The 16409-nt window shown below is 69.2% G+C and carries 15 protein-coding genes and 2 pseudogenes; 12 read left to right on the top strand and 5 right to left on the bottom strand.

What is annotated here, in order from left to right; translation table 11 throughout:
• A pseudogene (locus AC2VOP_RS11685) lies at nt 1–93 on the top strand (ferritin-like fold-containing protein); the annotation flags it as partial.
• 24 nt (nt 94–117) lie between these two features.
• Here the strand turns inward: AC2VOP_RS11685 and AC2VOP_RS11680 are convergent.
• Entirely contained in the window at nt 118–840 is a 723-nt protein-coding gene (locus tag AC2VOP_RS11680; RefSeq protein ID WP_486961113.1) for an MmpS family transport accessory protein, read from the bottom strand.
• 176 nt (nt 841–1016) lie between these two features.
• Between AC2VOP_RS11680 and AC2VOP_RS11675 the strand changes: the two genes are divergently transcribed.
• Complete coding sequence (locus AC2VOP_RS11675) at nt 1017–1265, top strand: DUF3107 domain-containing protein (RefSeq protein WP_486961112.1); 249 nt, start codon at nt 1017–1019, stop codon at nt 1263–1265.
• Here AC2VOP_RS11675 and fasR read toward each other — a convergent pair.
• Entirely contained in the window at nt 1255–1950 is a 696-nt protein-coding gene (gene fasR, locus AC2VOP_RS11670; RefSeq protein ID WP_486961111.1) for an HTH-type transcriptional activator FasR, read from the bottom strand. The genes AC2VOP_RS11675 and fasR overlap by 11 nt on opposite strands.
• Before the next feature lie 214 nt (nt 1951–2164).
• Between fasR and AC2VOP_RS11665 the strand changes: the two genes are divergently transcribed.
• The 3 genes from AC2VOP_RS11665 to AC2VOP_RS11655 are packed head-to-tail and all read left to right on the top strand — an operon-like array spanning nt 2165 to nt 5382.
• Entirely contained in the window at nt 2165–3199 is a 1035-nt protein-coding gene (locus AC2VOP_RS11665; protein WP_486961110.1) for a DUF3152 domain-containing protein, read from the top strand.
• A gap of 57 nt (nt 3200–3256) precedes the next feature.
• Nucleotides 3257–4477 (top strand): adenylyltransferase/sulfurtransferase MoeZ, encoded by a 1221-nt coding sequence (gene moeZ / locus AC2VOP_RS11660; RefSeq protein ID WP_486961109.1) that lies wholly within the window; start codon nt 3257–3259, stop codon nt 4475–4477.
• A 50-nt stretch (nt 4478–4527) separates the two neighbouring features.
• A complete protein-coding gene (locus AC2VOP_RS11655) occupies nt 4528–5382 on the top strand; it encodes a TIGR02569 family protein (protein WP_486961108.1) in 855 nt (284 codons plus the stop codon).
• A 14-nt stretch (nt 5383–5396) separates the two neighbouring features.
• Here AC2VOP_RS11655 and AC2VOP_RS11650 read toward each other — a convergent pair.
• A pseudogene (locus AC2VOP_RS11650) lies at nt 5397–5690 on the bottom strand (MGMT family protein); the annotation flags it as partial.
• Nucleotides 5678–6013 carry a MerR family transcriptional regulator gene (locus AC2VOP_RS11645; protein WP_486961107.1) on the bottom strand — a complete coding sequence of 112 codons (336 nt, stop codon included), beginning with the start codon at nt 6011–6013 and terminating at the stop codon, nt 5678–5680. The gene AC2VOP_RS11645 and the pseudogene AC2VOP_RS11650, both read right to left, overlap by 13 nt.
• Nucleotides 6014–6138: 125 nt before the next feature.
• Here AC2VOP_RS11645 and AC2VOP_RS11640 point away from each other — a divergent pair, with 125 nt between their 5' ends.
• From AC2VOP_RS11640 to nudC, 6 genes are all read left to right on the top strand, one after another.
• Complete coding sequence (locus AC2VOP_RS11640) at nt 6139–6561, top strand: Hsp20/alpha crystallin family protein (RefSeq protein ID WP_486961115.1); 423 nt, start codon at nt 6139–6141, stop codon at nt 6559–6561.
• A 45-nt stretch (nt 6562–6606) separates the two neighbouring features.
• The gene (locus AC2VOP_RS11635; RefSeq protein ID WP_486961106.1) at nt 6607–6957 is read left to right on the top strand and encodes a J domain-containing protein; all 351 of its coding nucleotides are present in this window, start codon (nt 6607–6609) and stop codon (nt 6955–6957) included.
• Between the two features lie 68 nt (nt 6958–7025).
• Complete coding sequence (locus AC2VOP_RS11630; protein ID WP_486961105.1) at nt 7026–10250, top strand: ATP-dependent helicase; 3225 nt, start codon at nt 7026–7028, stop codon at nt 10248–10250.
• Nucleotides 10247–13591, top strand: coding sequence for an ATP-dependent helicase (locus AC2VOP_RS11625; protein WP_486961104.1), 3345 nt, complete (start codon nt 10247–10249; stop codon nt 13589–13591). The genes AC2VOP_RS11630 and AC2VOP_RS11625 overlap by 4 nt, the downstream gene beginning before the upstream one ends.
• A 61-nt stretch (nt 13592–13652) precedes the next feature.
• Nucleotides 13653–14714 (top strand): potassium channel family protein, encoded by a 1062-nt coding sequence (locus tag AC2VOP_RS11620; RefSeq protein ID WP_486961114.1) that lies wholly within the window; start codon nt 13653–13655, stop codon nt 14712–14714.
• The gene (gene nudC / locus AC2VOP_RS11615; protein WP_486961103.1) at nt 14714–15658 is read left to right on the top strand and encodes an NAD(+) diphosphatase; all 945 of its coding nucleotides are present in this window, start codon (nt 14714–14716) and stop codon (nt 15656–15658) included. The genes AC2VOP_RS11620 and nudC overlap by 1 nt, the downstream gene beginning before the upstream one ends.
• Nucleotides 15659–15671: 13 nt before the next feature.
• On the opposite strand, the gene AC2VOP_RS11610 is transcribed toward nudC, so the two are convergent.
• On the bottom strand, nt 15672–15947 hold the full coding sequence (locus tag AC2VOP_RS11610) for a mycoredoxin (protein ID WP_486961102.1): 276 nt from the start codon (nt 15945–15947) through the stop codon (nt 15672–15674).
• Nucleotides 15948–16019: 72 nt separating this feature from the next.
• On the opposite strand from AC2VOP_RS11610, the gene AC2VOP_RS11605 reads away from it, so the two are divergent.
• The coding region (locus AC2VOP_RS11605; RefSeq protein WP_486961101.1) for a UvrD-helicase domain-containing protein at nt 16020–16409 on the top strand (390 nt) is incomplete at its 3' end.

Here is a 16409-nt window from a genome sequence, read left to right as displayed (position 1 = left end):
TCCGGGCCCGACGGCCTGACCCACCTGGCCGGGTTCTTCGACCGGCTACAGCACACCCACGACGAACGGATGCGGGAACTGGGCCTGGCTTGATCGTCCGCTGCGCGGGTGAACGGTCTACCGCGCGCAGGTCGCGATGAACGTGTTGTTGGTCGACGTGACGATGACTTGACCCTCGGCGTTGGTGATCGCGCAGCCGAGCCGACCGGACAGGCTGGTCGCAATCACGGACTTGAGGTGCACGCCCGGGTCCAACACGACCGTTTTGGTCCACGGCAGCGCAACGTTGAAGTCGGTGCGGGGCACTCCCTGGCCGTCGGTGTAGATGACGGTGACCAGGTCGAAAAGCTGTTTCGTGCCGGTGACCGTATAGCCGACGGTGCGCGGATTCAGCGGCGGCACGGCGGGCGCCCGCGGCGGCACGGGGGCCACCGGCCGCAGCGGCACGGGGGCCGCCGGCGACGTCGGGGTGGGCCGGTTCGGGGTCGGCGTGGTGATGGTTTCCGCCGACTGGGGGGGCAGTGGCTCTGGTGGCGGCGCGGGGGTGGTGGTCGTGGTTGGGTGCGGGACGTTGGTGATCGTCGGCCGCGATCCCACCGGTCCCACGGGGCGCACCGTCGCCTGTGAGCCGGTGCTGTCGCTGTTGAGGATGGCGGCGGCGCCGAGGCCAGCAGCCGCCAACACGACCGCGCCAATGACAGCCGCCGGGTGCCGGCGACGGCCGGCTTCTGGCAGGTAATCGTCGTCGTCTGGGTAGTCGGTACCTTCGCTATGCGGATAGTCCTCGTAGTCGACCGGCTCATCCGGGCGGTACCGGCCGCTGCTGATGAGATGGCTCACCACGCTGACGGTATAGGTCCGGTGCCGCCGGACCGGGTCGGCGCGCGGGCGCGTTACCGCATCGTTGTTGTCCGCAACCGCCCGTCGCGACGACCGGCGCGGACAAGTGATCGGGTTGTCCACTAGCCTGCATGCTGCGGTCGTCAACAAGACGCCTTTAGCCGAAAGGGGCCAGCGTGGAGGTCAAGATCGGGATCACCGACAGCCCACGCGAGCTGGTGTTCACCAGCACGCAGACACCCGATGAGGTTGAGGAACTGGTCACCAAAGCGTTGGGCAAGGGCTCAGCGGGCTCAGAGGGCCCAGGGGTGCTCACTCTCGCTGACGAAAAGGGCCGCCGCTTCCTGGTGCAGACCGCCAAGATCGCCTACGTCGAGATCGGGGTCGGCGACTCCCGCCGGGTGGGTTTCGGGGCTACCGGCTGAGCGGCACGTGTGACAGCCCGCCCCAGGCGAATTGCACGGTACCTTCGACGGCGTCGTCTTTGGAAATGGGGCGGTCGGTGTCCAGCCAATATCTGGCACAGTCGACGCTGACGCCCACCAGGCCCACCGCGATCATCCGGGCACGGTGCGGGTCGAGCCCGGAGTCGTGGCTGATCAGGTCGAACACCGCGTCGATGCACGACTCGGTGGCCACCCGCACCTGGGCCGCCACTTGCGGCTCGACGACGTTGTCGTTCTCGAAAATCAGTCGATAACCCTGGCTGTCGTGGTCGATGAAGTCAAAGAATGCCTGTACCGCCGCGCGCAGCCGCTCCCGGTTGTCGGTGGTGGTGCCCAACGCCTGTCGCACTCCGGAGACCAACTTCTCCACGTGCTGGTCCAGCACCGCCAGATACAACTCCAGCTTCGACGAGAAGTGTTGGTAAAGAATCGGTTTGCTGACCCCGGCCCGGTAGGCGATCTCGTCCATGCCGGCCGCGTGATAGCCGCGGTCGACGAAGACCTCGCTGGCCGTGATGAGCAGCTGACTGCGACGCTCGTCGCGGGGCAACCGGCTGCCCCGGCGGTTGGCGCCTGCCGCCACTTGGATGCTGGTCCGGTCACGCGCGGGCGGTTCGGTGCGGCTAGTCAGTCGGGGTTCGGCCGTGTCGGCCGGTTCGCTCATCAAGTCCTCAATCTGGTTTCCCTGGTTTCCCCGGGGGTGGCGCGTGGTCGCTGCAACCGCTTCGCTCACGGTCGCTGCATGACAACGACCCTACTACCCGGGGCTCCTAACGCCCCGGAAGCAGCGCTCACAGTCGCTCACAATCGCTGACGGAAATGGCCCGACTGGTGTGCCGGAGAACGGCTGCCGGCGGCGGTTGTGCCATTCTGGGGCGGTGACCTATCACCCGGGTTCCGGCGGAGCCGGTCGAGCGCTGGCGCTTCGCGATCAGTGGCGAGAGCCGTTGCGTGCTCAGCGCGACCCCCTCGCTGCCAGCACCGGCCGGACCCGGGCCGACCGCGACACCCACCAGCGCTTGCGCAAGCAGACCTGGCTGGGCCGGTTTGTGTCCACCTACGGCTGGCGTGCGTATGCGATCCCGGTGTTGGTGGTGCTCACCGGTGTAGTGGTGTATCAGACGGTGACCGGAACCGGGGTGTCCGCGCCCGTCTCCGAGGAGGCGATTCAGAGCCCGCCGACGATCGGGTCGGCGGGGACGGCGATCATCGGTGCGCCGCCGCGCGGCTTGACCGAGTTCGACATCAACCTGCCCACCGGGATGCTGCCCGGCGGTGGCCCGTTCACCGAGGCCGGCGCCGACACCTGGTACGTCGTCCCGGGCACGGAGCCCAAGATCGGCCAGGGCACCGCGAAGGTGTTCGCCTACACCGTGGAGGTCGAAAGCGGCATCGACACCGCGGCGTTCGGCGGTGACGAGGCGTTCGCCCGAATGGTCGACCAGACACTGAGCAATCCCAAGGGCTGGACGCATAATCCGCAGATCGCGTTCGTGCGGATCGATGGGGCCAGCGGGGAGAGCCCTGACTTCCGTATCTCGCTGTCCACGCCGATGACGGTCCGCGCTGGCTGCGGCTATGAGATTCCGCTGGAAGCGTCCTGCTACAACCCGGCCTACGGGCCGGATGCGCAGCCGAGGGTATTCATCAACGAGGCCCGGTGGGTGCGCGGTGCGGTGCCGTTCCAGGGCGACGTGGGCTCCTACCGGCAGTACCTGATCAACCACGAGGTCGGTCACGCCATCGGTTACGAACACCACGAACCCTGTGACAAGCAGGGGGGTCTGGCACCGGTGATGATGCAGCAGACCTTCGGCACCTCCAACGGCGACGCCTCGGCTTTCGACCCGGAGTGGGTCAAGCCCGACGGCAAGGCCTGCCGGTTCAACCCGTGGCCATACCCCATCCCCTAGCCCGGACTTCAGGGAAGCCCGGCTGGCTGGTTGCCGTTGATCCCAGTAGCTGCTGTGATGGTTACGGCAGGTAATTTTTTGAGGAGTTTGAGGAGGGAACCAGTGTCGCCCTTGCCGCCGCTGGTTGCGCTGGCGCCGGAGCTGAGCAGGGATGAAGTCGCACGCTACAGCCGGCACCTGATCATTCCCGACGTGGGTGTCGACGGGCAGAAGCGGTTGAAGAACGCCCGGGTGCTGGTGATCGGGGCCGGCGGGCTGGGGGCGCCGGCGCTGATGTACCTGGCCGCGGCCGGGGTCGGCACCATCGGCATCGTCGACTTCGATGTGGTCGACGAATCCAACTTGCAGCGCCAGGTGATCCACGGGGTGTCGGACGTCGGCCGGTCCAAGGTGGTCAGTGCGAGCGACTCGATCGCCGAGATCAACCCGATGGTTCAGGTGCGGCCGCACGAGGTACAGCTGACGGCATCGAACGCAGTCGAGCTGTTCAGCAGCTACGACTTGATTCTGGACGGCACCGACAACTTTGCCACCCGTTACCTGGTCAACGACGCGGCAGTGCTGGCGCACAAGCCGTACGTGTGGGGCTCGATCTACCGGTTCGAGGGCCAGGCCTCGGTGTTCTGGGAGGATGCGCCCGACGGGCGCGGGCTCAACTACCGGGACCTGTATCCCGAACCGCCGCCGCCGGGCACGGTGCCGTCCTGCGCCGAGGGTGGTGTGCTGGGCATCTTGTGCGCTGGCATCGGATCGGTGATGGGCACCGAGGCGATCAAACTAATCATGGGGATCGGTGAACCGCTGTTGGGCCGGTTGCTGATCTACGACGCGCTGGAGATGAGCTACCGCACGGTCACCATCCGCAAGGACCCGGCCACCCCGAAAATCACCGAGTTGATCGACTACGACGAGTTCTGCGGGGTGATCTCCGACGACGCCGCCCAAGCAGTCGCGGACTGCACTATCACGCCGTTGGAACTGCGAGAGCTGCTGAGATCGGGCCGGCAGGTGGCCCTGATCGATGTGCGTGAGCCGGCCGAATGGGACATCAACCATATCGATGGCGCCCAGCTGATCCCGAAGTCGTCGATCGACTCCGGTGGGGGCCTGGCCAAGTTGCCGCAGGATGCGATGTCGGTGCTGTACTGCAAGACCGGCGTTCGATCGGCCGAGGCGCTGGCGGTGCTGAAGAAGGCCGGCTTCTCCGACGCGGTTCACCTGCAGGGCGGAATTGTGGCGTGGGCCAAGCAGATGCAGCCCGACATGCTGATGTACTAATAGTGGTGTACTGACCGGTTTTCGCGTGGTGCGCATCGTACGCTGACGGTGTGACTGTCGAGGCGCCACCCGAACACGTGTTGACGGCGTTCGGTTTACGGGACGCACATCCCGCACCGCTGGGCGTCGGCTGGGAGGGCGGCTGGAAGTGCGGCGAAGTGGTGCTGTCCATGGTGGCCGATCACGCGCGGGCCGCCTGGTCGGCCAAAGTGCGCGAGACGCTGTTCGTCGACGGTATTCGACTGGCTCGCCCGGTGCGCTCTACCGACGGGAGGTACGTGGTTTCGGGATGGCGGGCGGACACCTTGGTTGCCGGCACACCGGAGCCCCGCTACGACGAGGTGGTTTCGGCGGCTGTTCGGCTGCACGAGGCTACTGCGAAGCTGGAACGACCCCGGTTTCTCACCCAGGCCCCGGTGGCACCGTGGGCCGATGTCGACGTCTTCATCGCCGCTGACCGCGCTGCGTGGGAGGATCGGCCGCTGGCCTCGCTGCAGCCGGGTGCCCAGGTTGCCCCAGGGTCGGTGGACGGGCAACGTTCGATCGAGCTGATCAACCAGCTCGCCGGGCTGCGCAGGGCGACGAGGAGTCCCAATCAGGTGGTGCACGGAGACTTGTACGGTACGGTGCTCTTCCTCGGCGCCGCTGCGCCCGGCATCACCGACATCACGCCGTATTGGCGACCCGCGTCCTGGGCCGCCGGGGTGGTGGTGGTGGACGCACTGTCGTGGGGTGACGCCGACGACGGGTTGATCGAGCGCTGGGAAACCCTGCCGGAATGGCCGCAGATGCTGTTGCGCGCGTTGATGTTCCGACTGGCGGTTCATGCCCTTCATCCCCGCTCGACCGCCGAGGCGTTCCCGGGTCTGGCCCGATCCGCCGCCCTGATTCGGCTGGCGCTGTAACGGGTCGGCTTCGCAAACTGATGACGTACCGCGGGCAGATTCACGCGGCCCTCGACGGCCAGAACCCCCTCGGCGCGCAGCAGTTCCAGTTGGGCGGTGCGCAGCTGCGGCACCGGTCTCCCGGAGGCTCTGATCACTCGATGCCAGGGCAGGTCCGAGCCATCGATCCGCAGAATCCAACCGACCGTGCGCGGAGTGGAAAGCCCTGCGGCGGCTGCGATGTCGCCGTAGGTGGCGACCCGGCCCGCGGGGATAGCGCTGATCAGGGCGCGTACCCGTTCCACTTGCGCGTCGCTCACCGGCGCCATGCCGGCTGATCGGCTTTCAATTTCGCGTTTGCGGACTGCAGCCGGGTGTTGTGCGTCTGTAGTTGGGTGTTCCTGCTTTCCAGGTCGAGGATGTGGCCGATGCCGGCCAGGTTCACACCCTTCCCGACGAGTTCGCTGATCCGTTTGAGGCGCTCCAGGTCGTCGTCGCTGTAGCGGCGGGTGCTGCCTTCGGTGCGGACCGGGGTAACCAGCCCCCGGCGCTCGTAGTGCCGCAACGTCTGGGCTGTGATGCCGGACAGTTCGGACGCTACCGAGATGCCGTAGACGCCACGTGCGGACCGAGATGTCGAGTTCGGGTTCAACGCTGTTCCGTCCCGTCAGTTTAGTCAACAAACGTGCAAAATCCCGGTGGCAGAATATGCCAGCGAGTACATATAATATCTGCAGTCCGAACCAAAGATCATGCAGCCTCATCGGGAGGTGAACCATCATGTTGATGCGTACCGATCCGTTCCGTGAACTCGACCGTTTGACCCAACACATGCTCGGTACGGTGGCTCGGCCCGCGGTTATGCCGATGGATGCCTGGCGGGACGGTGAACAGTTCGTCGTCGAGTTCGATCTACCCGGTGTGCAGGCCGACTCGATCAACCTCGATGTCGAGCGCAATGTGCTGACCGTCCGCGCCGATCGCCCGGACCTCGACCCGGGGCTAGAGACGGTGTCGGCCGAACGCCCGCGCGGCGTGTTCAGTCGGCAACTGTTCCTCGGCGAGAACCTCGACACCGGCAAGATCGAGGCCGGCTACCACGACGGCGTTCTGCGTCTCACCATTCCGGTGGCCGAGGAGGCCAAGCCTCGCCGCATCGCGGTCGCCCACGACGGCAAGCGCCAACCGATCGACGCCTGAGGCCGTCGGGCGGACTGACCCGGGACGTGAAATCGCCGGTGCCGGATGAGGCCTGACCCGTATGCGACACTCGGTGTTTCGCCCGCTGCGACACCGGATGAGATCACCCGCGCCTACCGACGCCAGTTGCGCGCCTATCATCCGGACACGCGTACGGATGCGTCGAATGTGAGCGCCGACGAACAACTGGCACAGATTCTGGCAGCCTACGAGCTGTTGCGTGATCCCCGCCGTCGGGCCGAGTATGACCGGACCGTCAGGGTCGCCAGAACGGACCGGAAAGACCGGGATCGGAGAGCCGTCACTGCGGTGCACATACCTGTCACCGATGCGCGCTCCGGCCGCGGCAAGCCTTCGCTGTGGGCGGGACCGGTCCGCTGGCGCCCGAGCCGGTAGGCGCGGAGCAGCCCGCCGCTGACCGCCGGTTTCACCGGCTTGTCGGACCCCGGTGGTGTCATACCCCTATGAGCCACCACTGGGACTCGGCAGCCCTAACTGCGCTCGATCCCGCATCGCGGGGCCTGGTGCAGGTGCGGGGCGGTCCGGGCACCGGCAAGACCAGCCTGTTGATCGACTCGGCCGCCGCCCACATCGCCTCGGGAGTCGATCCGGAATCCGTCCTGCTGTTGACCGGTGCCGGCCGCCTTCCGGCCCGCGCCCGCACGGCGCTGACCACCACGCTGTTGGCCGGCTGCCGGAAGCGGTGCGGGCTGCCGACGGTGGTCCGCCAGCCGCTGGTGCGGACCGTGCACGGGTACGCGTTCGCGGTGCTGCGACTGGCCGCGCAGCGTGCCGGTGATCCGCCGCCGCGGCTGATCACCGGTGCCGAACAGGACAGCATCGTTCGCGAATTGCTCGCCGGTGACCGGGCAGACGCCTGGCCGGAATCGCTTCGTCCGGCGCTGGGCACCGCCGGTTTCGCCACCGAACTGCGCGACCTGCTGGCCCGGTCCGCCGAGCGCGGCACCGATCCGGCCCAGCTTGAACGGTTGGGTCAGCGCTACGGTCACCCCGGATGGGCGGCGGCGGGCAGGTTCGCCCGGCAGTACGAGCAGGTCATGCTGCTGCGCTCAGCCGTGGGCATGGCCGCGCCGCAGGCCACCGTGCCAGCGTTGGGAGCCGCTGAGCTGATCGGGGCCGCGCTGGATGCTTTCGAAGCCGACCCGGAGCTGCTGAACGCCGAACGCGCCCGCCTGCGGCTGCTGCTGGTCGACGACGCACAGCAACTCGACCCGCAGGCAGCCCGGCTGGTGCGGGTGCTGGCCGCCGGTGTCGGGCTGACCGTCATCGCCGGCGACCCCGACCAGGCGATCTTCGGCTTCCGCGGCGCCGAGCCTGGGGCGCTGTCGACGGCGAAATGGAGGCACCGGCAGGGTGGCGACCCGGTGTCGGTGACACTCACCGCGTCGCACCGCTGCGCCCCCGCGGTGGCGCGGGCCATCCGGGGCATCGCCGGCCGGCTGCCCGGCACCGGCGTCGCCCGACGGCTCGAAGGGACCGGCACCGACACCGGATCGGTAACAGCGCAATTGGCCGCGTCCAGCCACGCCGAAGCCGCCTTGATCGCCGATACCCTGTGTCGGGCGCACCTGGTCGACGGGGTGCGGTGGTCGCAGATGGCGGTGATCGTCCGGTCGCTGCCACATAGCGTTGCCCGGCTGCGGCGGGCGCTGTCCGCGGCAGGCGTTCCGCTGGTCGTGTCCGCGTCCGGCGGGCCGCTGTCGGAGCAACCGGCGGCGGCCGCGCTGCTGACGGTGCTGGCGGCCGCAGCCTACGGGTTGACCGGTGAACGCGCCCTGGCGCTGCTGAGCGGACCCATCGGCAGGGTAGACCCGCTTTCGTTACGGCGACTGCGGCGTGCGCTGCGCCACAACCCGAACAGCCACCCGGGGACGCCACCGGCCCGCGAGGAGCCCCGCGAATTCACTGACGTGCTGGTTGCCGCCCTCAACGGCGGCGACACCCAGTGGTTGCCGGCCGGTCACGCCGGCCCGCTGCGCCGGGTGCGGGCGGTGCTCGACGCCGCCGCGCGCAGTGACCGGGCCGGCCAGGATCCGCGTTATGCACTGTGGCAGGTGTGGCAGCGAACCGGCCTGCAGCAACGCTGGCTGATGGCCAGCGCGCGCGGTGGCCCCGCCGGGGCCCGCGCCGACGAGGACCTCGCTGCGGTGACCGCACTCTTCGATGCCGCTGAGCACTACGTGTCGCACACCGCCGGGGCGTCGCTGCGCGGCTTCGTCGAACACGTCGCCGCACTGCGACTGGGTGCGCGGCTCGTCGACCCGGCCCTGGACACCACGGCCTCCGAGGCCGTGCGTGTGCTCAGTGCGCACGCCGCGCTCGGCCACGAATGGGATCTGGTGGTCATCGCCGGTATGCAGGAGGGGCTGTGGCCCAACACGGTTCCGCGCGGCGGTGTGCTGCGGACCCAGCGGCTGTTGGACGTTCTCGACGGGGTCGGCGCCGACGCCTCGGTCCGGGCGCCGTTACTGGCGGAGGAGCGGCGGTTGCTGGTCACGGCGATGGGGCGAGCCCGGCGCCGGCTGGTGGTCACCGCTGTCGACGGGGCCGCCGGCGACGCCGGGGATGAGATTCCGTCCAGGTTTTTCTTTGAACTGGCACCGTGGGCCGACGGTGCGGGCGACGCCGGGGGCATGCCGGAGGCGGCACCGCCGGTGTTGTCGCCCGCGGCGGTGGTGGGCCGGCTGCGCACCGTGGTGTGCGCTCCGCCGGGAACCGTTGACGACGACGACCGTGCCTGCGCGGCAACACAATTAGCTCGGCTTGCCAAAGCCGGGGTGCAAGGTGCTGACCCGCACAGTTGGTACGGCATGGCTGCGGTCAGCAGCGACGAGCCCTTGTGGCGCGCAGACTCGGGGCAGACCGGGCACGTCGTCACGCTGTCGCCGTCGTCGCTGCAGACTCTTCTCGACTGCCCACTGCGCTGGCTGGTCGAGCGCCACGGCGGAACCGATCCCCACCGCGATCGGTTGCTGCGATCGGTTACCGGCTCGCTGGTGCACGCGCTGGTCGCCGCACCGGACGGCCCGGGTGGAGGAACCGCCGAGTTGGCGGCGCAGCTGGACCGGGTGTGGGATCGGCTGCCGTTCCAGGCGACCTGGTATGCGGCAAACGAGCTGGCCCGCCACCGCGCCATGCTGGACACCTTCATGCAATGGCGGGCGGCGACTCGCCACCAGCTGACCGAGGCGGGTGTCGAAGTCGATGTGGCCGGGGTCGTGGTCAAGCCGGACACGCCCGGCGACACACCCAACAGCCCGGAGACCCGGCTGCGGGGGCGTGTCGACCGCATCGAGCGTGACGCCGCCGGTCGGCTGGTCGTCGTCGACGTCAAGACCGGCAAATCCCCGGTCAGCAAGGACGCCGTGCAACGACATGCCCAGCTGGCGATGTACCAGTTGGCGATCGCCGACGGGCTGTCGGCCGCCGGAGCCGAGCCCGGTGGCGGCCGGCTGGTCTACCTCGGCAAGCCCAGCACGTCCACTGCCGCCACCGAACGCGAGCAGAACCCGTTGACGCCCGAAGGACGCGAGGACTGGCGCAACCTTATCCGGCGGGCCGCCATGGCGACCGCCGGACCACAGTTCGTCGCCCGGGTCAACGACGGCTGCGTGCACTGCCCGATCCGGTCCAGCTGCCCGGCCTACACCGCAAGGACCGGCCGGTGACGTCGACCGGGCCGGTCCAACACGGTCACCCTGCGCCGCGTTATCACCCGGACGAGCTGGCGTCGCTGCTCGACTTGGCCGCACCCACCGCGGAGCAGGCCGCGGTCATTGCCGCGCCGCCGGGCCCGCTGGTCGTCGTCGCCGGCGCCGGCGCCGGCAAGACCGAGACGATGGCTGCGCGGGTGGTGTGGCTGGTTGCCAACGGGTACGCCGCACCCGGCCAGGTGCTGGGATTGACGTTCACCCGCAAGGCGGCCGGCCAGCTGGCTCGCCGCGTGCGGTCCCGGCTGGCCCGGCTGGCCGGCGCCGGACTGCCCGGTTGTGCTGGCACTGGGTCGGGCACCGGGCCGAGCACGGACGCCGCCGGTGTAGCGGGTGTGCCGACGGTTAGTACCTACCATGCCTTCGCGGGCTCGCTGCTGCGCGAGCACGGTGTGCTGTTGGGAGTCGAGCCGGATACCCGCCTGCTCAGCGAGACTGAGCTGTGGCAGCTGGCATTCGAGGTGGTCAACGAGTATCGCGGTGAACTGCACACCGACAAGGACCCGGCCGCGGTCACCACGGTGCTGCTGCGGCTGGCCGGGCAGCTGGCCGAACACTTGGTGGACACCGCCGCTTTGGCCGACACCCACGTGGAGCTGGAGCGGCTGGTGCACACGTTGCCCGCCGGTGGCAGCGGGCCTGACTCGGGGCCGAGCCAGCGCCTGTTGCGGTTGCTGGCCACGCAGACCCGACGCGCCGAGCTGATTCCGCTCATCGACGCGCTGCATCAGCGGATGCGGGCCGAGAACGCGATCGACTTCGGGCAGCAGATGGCCACCGCAGCGCGGTTGGCGTCGCAGTTCGGCCAGGTCGGTGCGGAGCTGCGGAACACCTACCGGGTGGTGCTGCTCGACGAGTACCAGGACACCGGACACGCCCAGCGAATCGCGTTGTCGTCGCTGTTCGGCCACGGGGTCGACGACGGGCTGGCGCTGACGGCGGTCGGCGATCCCATCCAGTCGATCTATGGCTGGCGGGGCGCGTCGGCGACCAACCTGCCGCAGTTCGCCACCGACTTTCCGCGGTCGGACGGAACCCCGGCGTTGACGTTGGAGCTGCGGACCAGCTGGCGCAACCCGCCCCGGGTGCTGGCGTTGGCCAACGCGGTATCGGCGGCAGCGCGGCAGAGGCCGGCAGGGACGTCGGTAGCTGGGCCGGTGCGCACCCTGCGTCCGCGCTCCGGCGCACCGGCAGGCACCGTGCGCGCAGCGTTACTGCACGACGTGCGGGCCGAACGGGAGTGGGTTGCCACTCACCTGCAGCAGTGCTACCAGCGGGCCCGGGCTGGCGGTGTCGCGCCGCCGACGGCCGCGGTGCTGGTACGGCGCAACGGCGACGCTGCACCGATGGCCGAAGCGATCCGTGCCAAAGGTGTCCCGGTCGAGGTGGTCGGAATGGCCGGGCTGCTGTTCGCACCCGAGGTCGCCGACCTGATCGCCACGCTGCGGCTGATCGCCGACCCGGCGGCCGGCGCGGCCGCGATGCGGGTACTGACCGGTCCGCGGTGGCGGCTCGGCGCGAGCGACCTCGTGGCGCTGTGGCGCCGCGCCGTCGAGCTGGACGGCCCGCGTGACGCGAAACGCCCGCTGTCACCGGCGCGGATCGCCGCTGAAGCCGGCGCCGAGGGCGCCTGCTTGGCCGAGGCCATCGCCGATCCAGGGTCCGCGGCCGGCTATTCGGCCGTCGGTTACCGTCGCATCGTCGCATTGGCCGACGAGCTGAGAACCCTGCGCGCCCATCTGCACCACCCGTTGCCCGATCTGGTCGCCGAGCTGCGCCGGGTGCTCGGGCTGGACTGCGAGGTGCGGGCCAGCATCTCACCGGCGGACGTCAACCGGGCCGGCACCGAGCACCTGGACGCGTTCGCCGACCTGGTTGTCGGCTACGCCGAGCGAGCCGGGGCGTCGGCATCGGCGGCGGGGCTGCTGGCCTACCTGGATGCGGCCGCGGTAGTGGAGAACGGACTGTCCGCAGCCGCTCCCGCGGTCGCCGCCGACCGGGTCCAGGTGCTCACCGTGCACGCCGCGAAGGGACTGGAGTGGCAAGTGGTTGCGGTGCCGCACCTGGTGGCCCGGGTGTTCCCGTCGACCGCGTCGAAAAACAGCTGGCTCACCGATGTTGCCGAGATACCGCCGCTGCTGCGCGGGGATCGCGCCGGGAAGGGAACACACGGCGTGCCGGTGCTCGACACCAGCGACATCACCAACCGAAAACAACTGTCCGACAAGATCACCGAGCACCAGAGCCAACTCCAGCAGCGACGCGTCGATGAGGAGCGCAGGCTGCTCTACGTTGCCATCACCCGGGCTGAAGACACCCTGCTGGTATCGGGCTACCACTGGGATTCCACCGGAGCCAGGCCGCGGGGACCGTCTGAGTTCCTGGGTGAACTCAAAGATGCGATCGAGGGCTCGGCTGCTGTGGCCGGCCAAGACTGCGGTGTCGTCGAACACTGGGCGCCCGATCCTGGTGACGGGAAACCGAACCCGCTGCGCGACAACGTTGCCGAAACGATCTGGCCGGTGGATCCGCTGGGCGCGCGCCGCGGCGACGTCGAACGGGGAGCCGCGCTGGTCACCGCGGCAATAGCGGCCATGGCCGACCCCGCCGACCCTGCCCGGCAAGGAGATCGGGATAGGCCTTGGGAGGCCGACGTGGACGCGCTGCTGGCGGAGCGTGCCCGGGCGGTGGTGTCTCCGGTGCGGGCTCTGCCCAGCCAGGTTTCCGCAACCGATCTGGTCGACCTGGGCCGTGACCCCACCGCCGCGCGGAATCGGTTGCGCCGCCGGCTGCCCACCCGCCCAGATCCGCAGGCACTGCTCGGCAGTGCGTTTCACGACTGGGTGCAGCGGCTCTACGGTGTGGGGCGACTGTTCGACCTCGCCGATCTGCCCGGCGCCGCCGACACCGCAACCGCCCGAGCCGATGCAGCCGAGTTGGCCGAACTGCAGGCGGCATTTCTCGCCTCGCCGTGGGCCGACCGGACGCCGGTCGCAGTCGAGGTGCCGTTCGAGATGGCCGCCGGGCCCACCATCGTGCGCGGACGCATCGACGCGGTGTTCGCCGAGGACGCGGGATTCGTCGTGGTGGACTGGAAGACCGGTGCCCGCCCGGCCGACCGGGAGGCGTTGCGCCGGGCCGCGGTTCAGCTGGGTGTCTACCGGCTCGCGTGGGCGGCGCTGGCGGGCTGCCCGGAATCCTCGGTGCGCGCTGCCTTCCATTACGTGCGTACCGGGGCCACCGTCGTCCCTGACGTGTTGCCCGATCTCGGGGCGCTCGCCGCGCTGTTGAATTGTTGACTGCCGCGGTTACAGTGTGTCCGTGCGTCAGGTTGACCGGTGACCGTCCGTCGTGGCCAGGATTAACTGGCAACCGCTGCGCGGCCTCGACGAGACGCTGACCGCCCAGCCCAGTGGCGCGCCCATGGGTGTGCTGCGGATGCCGCAGCGCCAGGCCGGCCCTGGCCGCCTGGTTTACCGCCGGGTGCTCATCGCGCTGGCGGCGCTGTTCGCGGCGACCTTTTTCGTCTACATCGATCGCGACGGATACCGGGACATGCGGGGCGGGCAGTTGACGTTCCTGGATTGCCTGTACTACTCGGCTGTGACGCTGTCGACGACCGGGTATGGCGACATCACCCCGGTCAGTGAGTTCTCGCGCCTGGTCAATGTTCTGGTCATCACCCCGCTGCGGGTCGCGTTCCTGATCCTGTTGGTGGGGACGACGCTCGAGGCGTTTACCGAAACATCCCGGCAGGCATTCAGAATCCAACGTTGGAGGCACAGGGTGCGCAACCACACCGTCGTCATCGGCTACGGTACCAAGGGCAAAACTGCGGTCGCAGCGATGCTCGGTGACGAGATCGTCGCAGGTGACATCGTCGTCGTCGACACCGACCAGGCCCTGCTCGACCAAGCCAAAACCGCCGGGCTGGTGACTGTGTGCGGTGACGCCACCAAGTCCGATGTGCTGCGGCAGGCACGCGCCGAGCGTGCGGCCTCGATCGTGGTGGCCACCAGCGACGACGGCACCTCGGTGCTGGTCACGCTGACCGCGCGCGAGATTGCGCCCAAGGCCGTCATCGTGGCATCCACCCGGGAGCGGGAGAATCAACACCTGCTGCAGCAGTCGGGTGCGGACTCGGTGGTGGTGTCTGCGGAGACCGTCGGCCGGCTGCTCGGTGTCGCCACGACCACCCCCAACGTGGTGGAGATGATCGAGGACCTGCTGACGCCGGACGCCGGCTTCGCCATCGCCGAACGGGAGGTGGAGCAGAAGGAAGTTGGCGGGTCACCGCGGCATCTGCGCGACATCGTGCTCGGTGTGGTCCGTGACGGCCAGTTGCTGCGGGTGGACGCGCCGGAGGTTGACGCCGTCGAAGCCGGCGACCGGCTGCTCTACGTGCGGGGTGTGGGCAACTAGTGGATTTTCACCTGAGCCAGGTGCCGCTTTTGTCCCGGGTCGGCGTCGACCGGTCCGGGCGCACCGACGCCGACGCCGCCACCGCCGGCTGGGCGCACGCGGCGCTGCTGCGGGTCGACTGTCGCAACCAGGTGCTGGCAGCGAACGGCCGGGTGATGCTCGCCGACGCGATCGAACTGGCCGACGCGCCACCACCGGACGCGGTGTTGCTGGGTCGTATCGAAGGCGGCCGTCAGGTCTGGGCGGTCCGCGGTCCACTAACGGCACCCGACGGTTCTGCGGGCAACGCCCGCGTGGTGGATCTGCGCCGGGCGGGCCCGGTGTTCGACGATGTCAGCGCCCAGCTGGTGGCGTCGGCCTCCGCGCTGTTGAACTGGCACGACCGCGCCCGATTTTCCGCCGTCGACGGCGCGCCGACCAGACCGGGGCGCAACGGCTGGTCACGGGTCGACCCGGTCAGCGGGCAAGAGGAGTTCCCGCGTATCGACCCGGCGGTGATCTGTCTGGTCCATGACGGTGGTGACCGGGCGGTGCTGGCCCGCCAGAACCAGTGGCCGCTGCGGTGGTTTTCGCTGCTGGCCGGGTTTGTCGAAGCCGGGGAGTCGTTCGAAGCCTGCGTGGTCCGGGAGGTCCGCGAGGAGATCGGGCTGACCGTTCACGACGTGCGCTACCTGGGAAGCCAGCCCTGGCCGTTCCCACGCTCGCTGATGGTCGGCTTCCACGCCGTCGGCGACCCGGCCGAGGATTTCATGTTCAGCGACGGTGAGATCACCGAGGCGGCGTGGTTCACCCGCGGCGAGGTCCGCGCCGCACTGGATGCCGGCGACTGGACCAGCGGTGCCGGCGTCAACGACCGGGCCGGCGAGTCAGAGCCGAAACTCCTTCTGCCCGGCGCGGTGTCGATCGCCCGGGTGATCATCGAGTCGTGGGCCTGGGCAGACTGAGGCAGCAGCCCGGTCAAACGTCCCCGGTGAGCTGGGCTAGTTCGGTGAGTTTGGCCTTGACCTCGCGTCCGGTCGGATTGGTCAGCGTTGAGCCGTCGGCGAAACGTACCGTCGGCACGGTCCGGTTCCCGTGGTTGACCGACGCGACGAACGCCGCCGCGGTCGGCTCAGCCGCGATGTCGACCTCGTCGTAGCGGATCCCGAATTTCTTCAACGCGACCTTGAGCTGGCGGCAGTAGCCGCACCAGCGTGTCGTGTAGATCGTGAGTGGCGCATCGCTGGCTGTCATAGACCTCTCACTGTAATCGGTTGGCGCGCCGATGCCCGAACGGCGTCAGCGGCCCCTGCCAAGATGGACGACATGACATCGCACTCAGCGGATTCGCTGCACCCGCTGATTGCCGGCCTCGACGACCAGCAGCGCGAGGCAGTGCTGGCACCGCGGGGCCCGGTATGCGTGCTGGCCGGTGCGGGCACCGGCAAGACCCGCACCATCACTCACCGGATCGCCCAACTGGTCGCCGCCGGTCACGTCGCAGCCGGTCAGGTGCTGGCGGTGACGTTCACCCAGCGTGCCGCCGGTGAGATGCGTTCCCGGCTGCGTGCGCTGGGTGCCGCGACACGCTCGGGTGGCGGAGGAGATGCCGCGGTGGGATCCGTGCAGGCGCTGACCTTCCACGCCGCCGCGCGCCGGCAGCTGCGCTACTTCTGGCCGCGGGTGGTCGGCGACACCGGCTGGCAGCTGCTGGAC

Source organism: Mycobacterium sp. TH-M106, assembly GCF_057473765.1.
The sequence above is the reverse complement of the archived record's forward strand: the minus strand, read 5'-3'. Positions and strand labels throughout refer to the sequence as shown.

Bases quoted from the DNA above. Each gene is read 5' to 3' on its own strand.
- AC2VOP_RS11630 (WP_486961105.1), top strand. From the start codon at position 7,026: ATGAGCCACCACTGGGACTCGGCAGCCCTAACTGCGCTCGATCCCGCA.
- moeZ (WP_486961109.1), top strand. From the start codon at position 3,257: ATGGTTACGGCAGGTAATTTTTTGAGGAGTTTGAGGAGGGAACCAGTG.
- AC2VOP_RS11635 (WP_486961106.1), top strand. From the start codon at position 6,607: ATGAGGCCTGACCCGTATGCGACACTCGGTGTTTCGCCCGCTGCGACA.
- fasR (WP_486961111.1), bottom strand. From the start codon at position 1,950: ATGAGCGAACCGGCCGACACGGCCGAACCCCGACTGACTAGCCGCACC.
- AC2VOP_RS11610 (WP_486961102.1), bottom strand. From the start codon at position 15,947: ATGACAGCCAGCGATGCGCCACTCACGATCTACACGACACGCTGGTGC.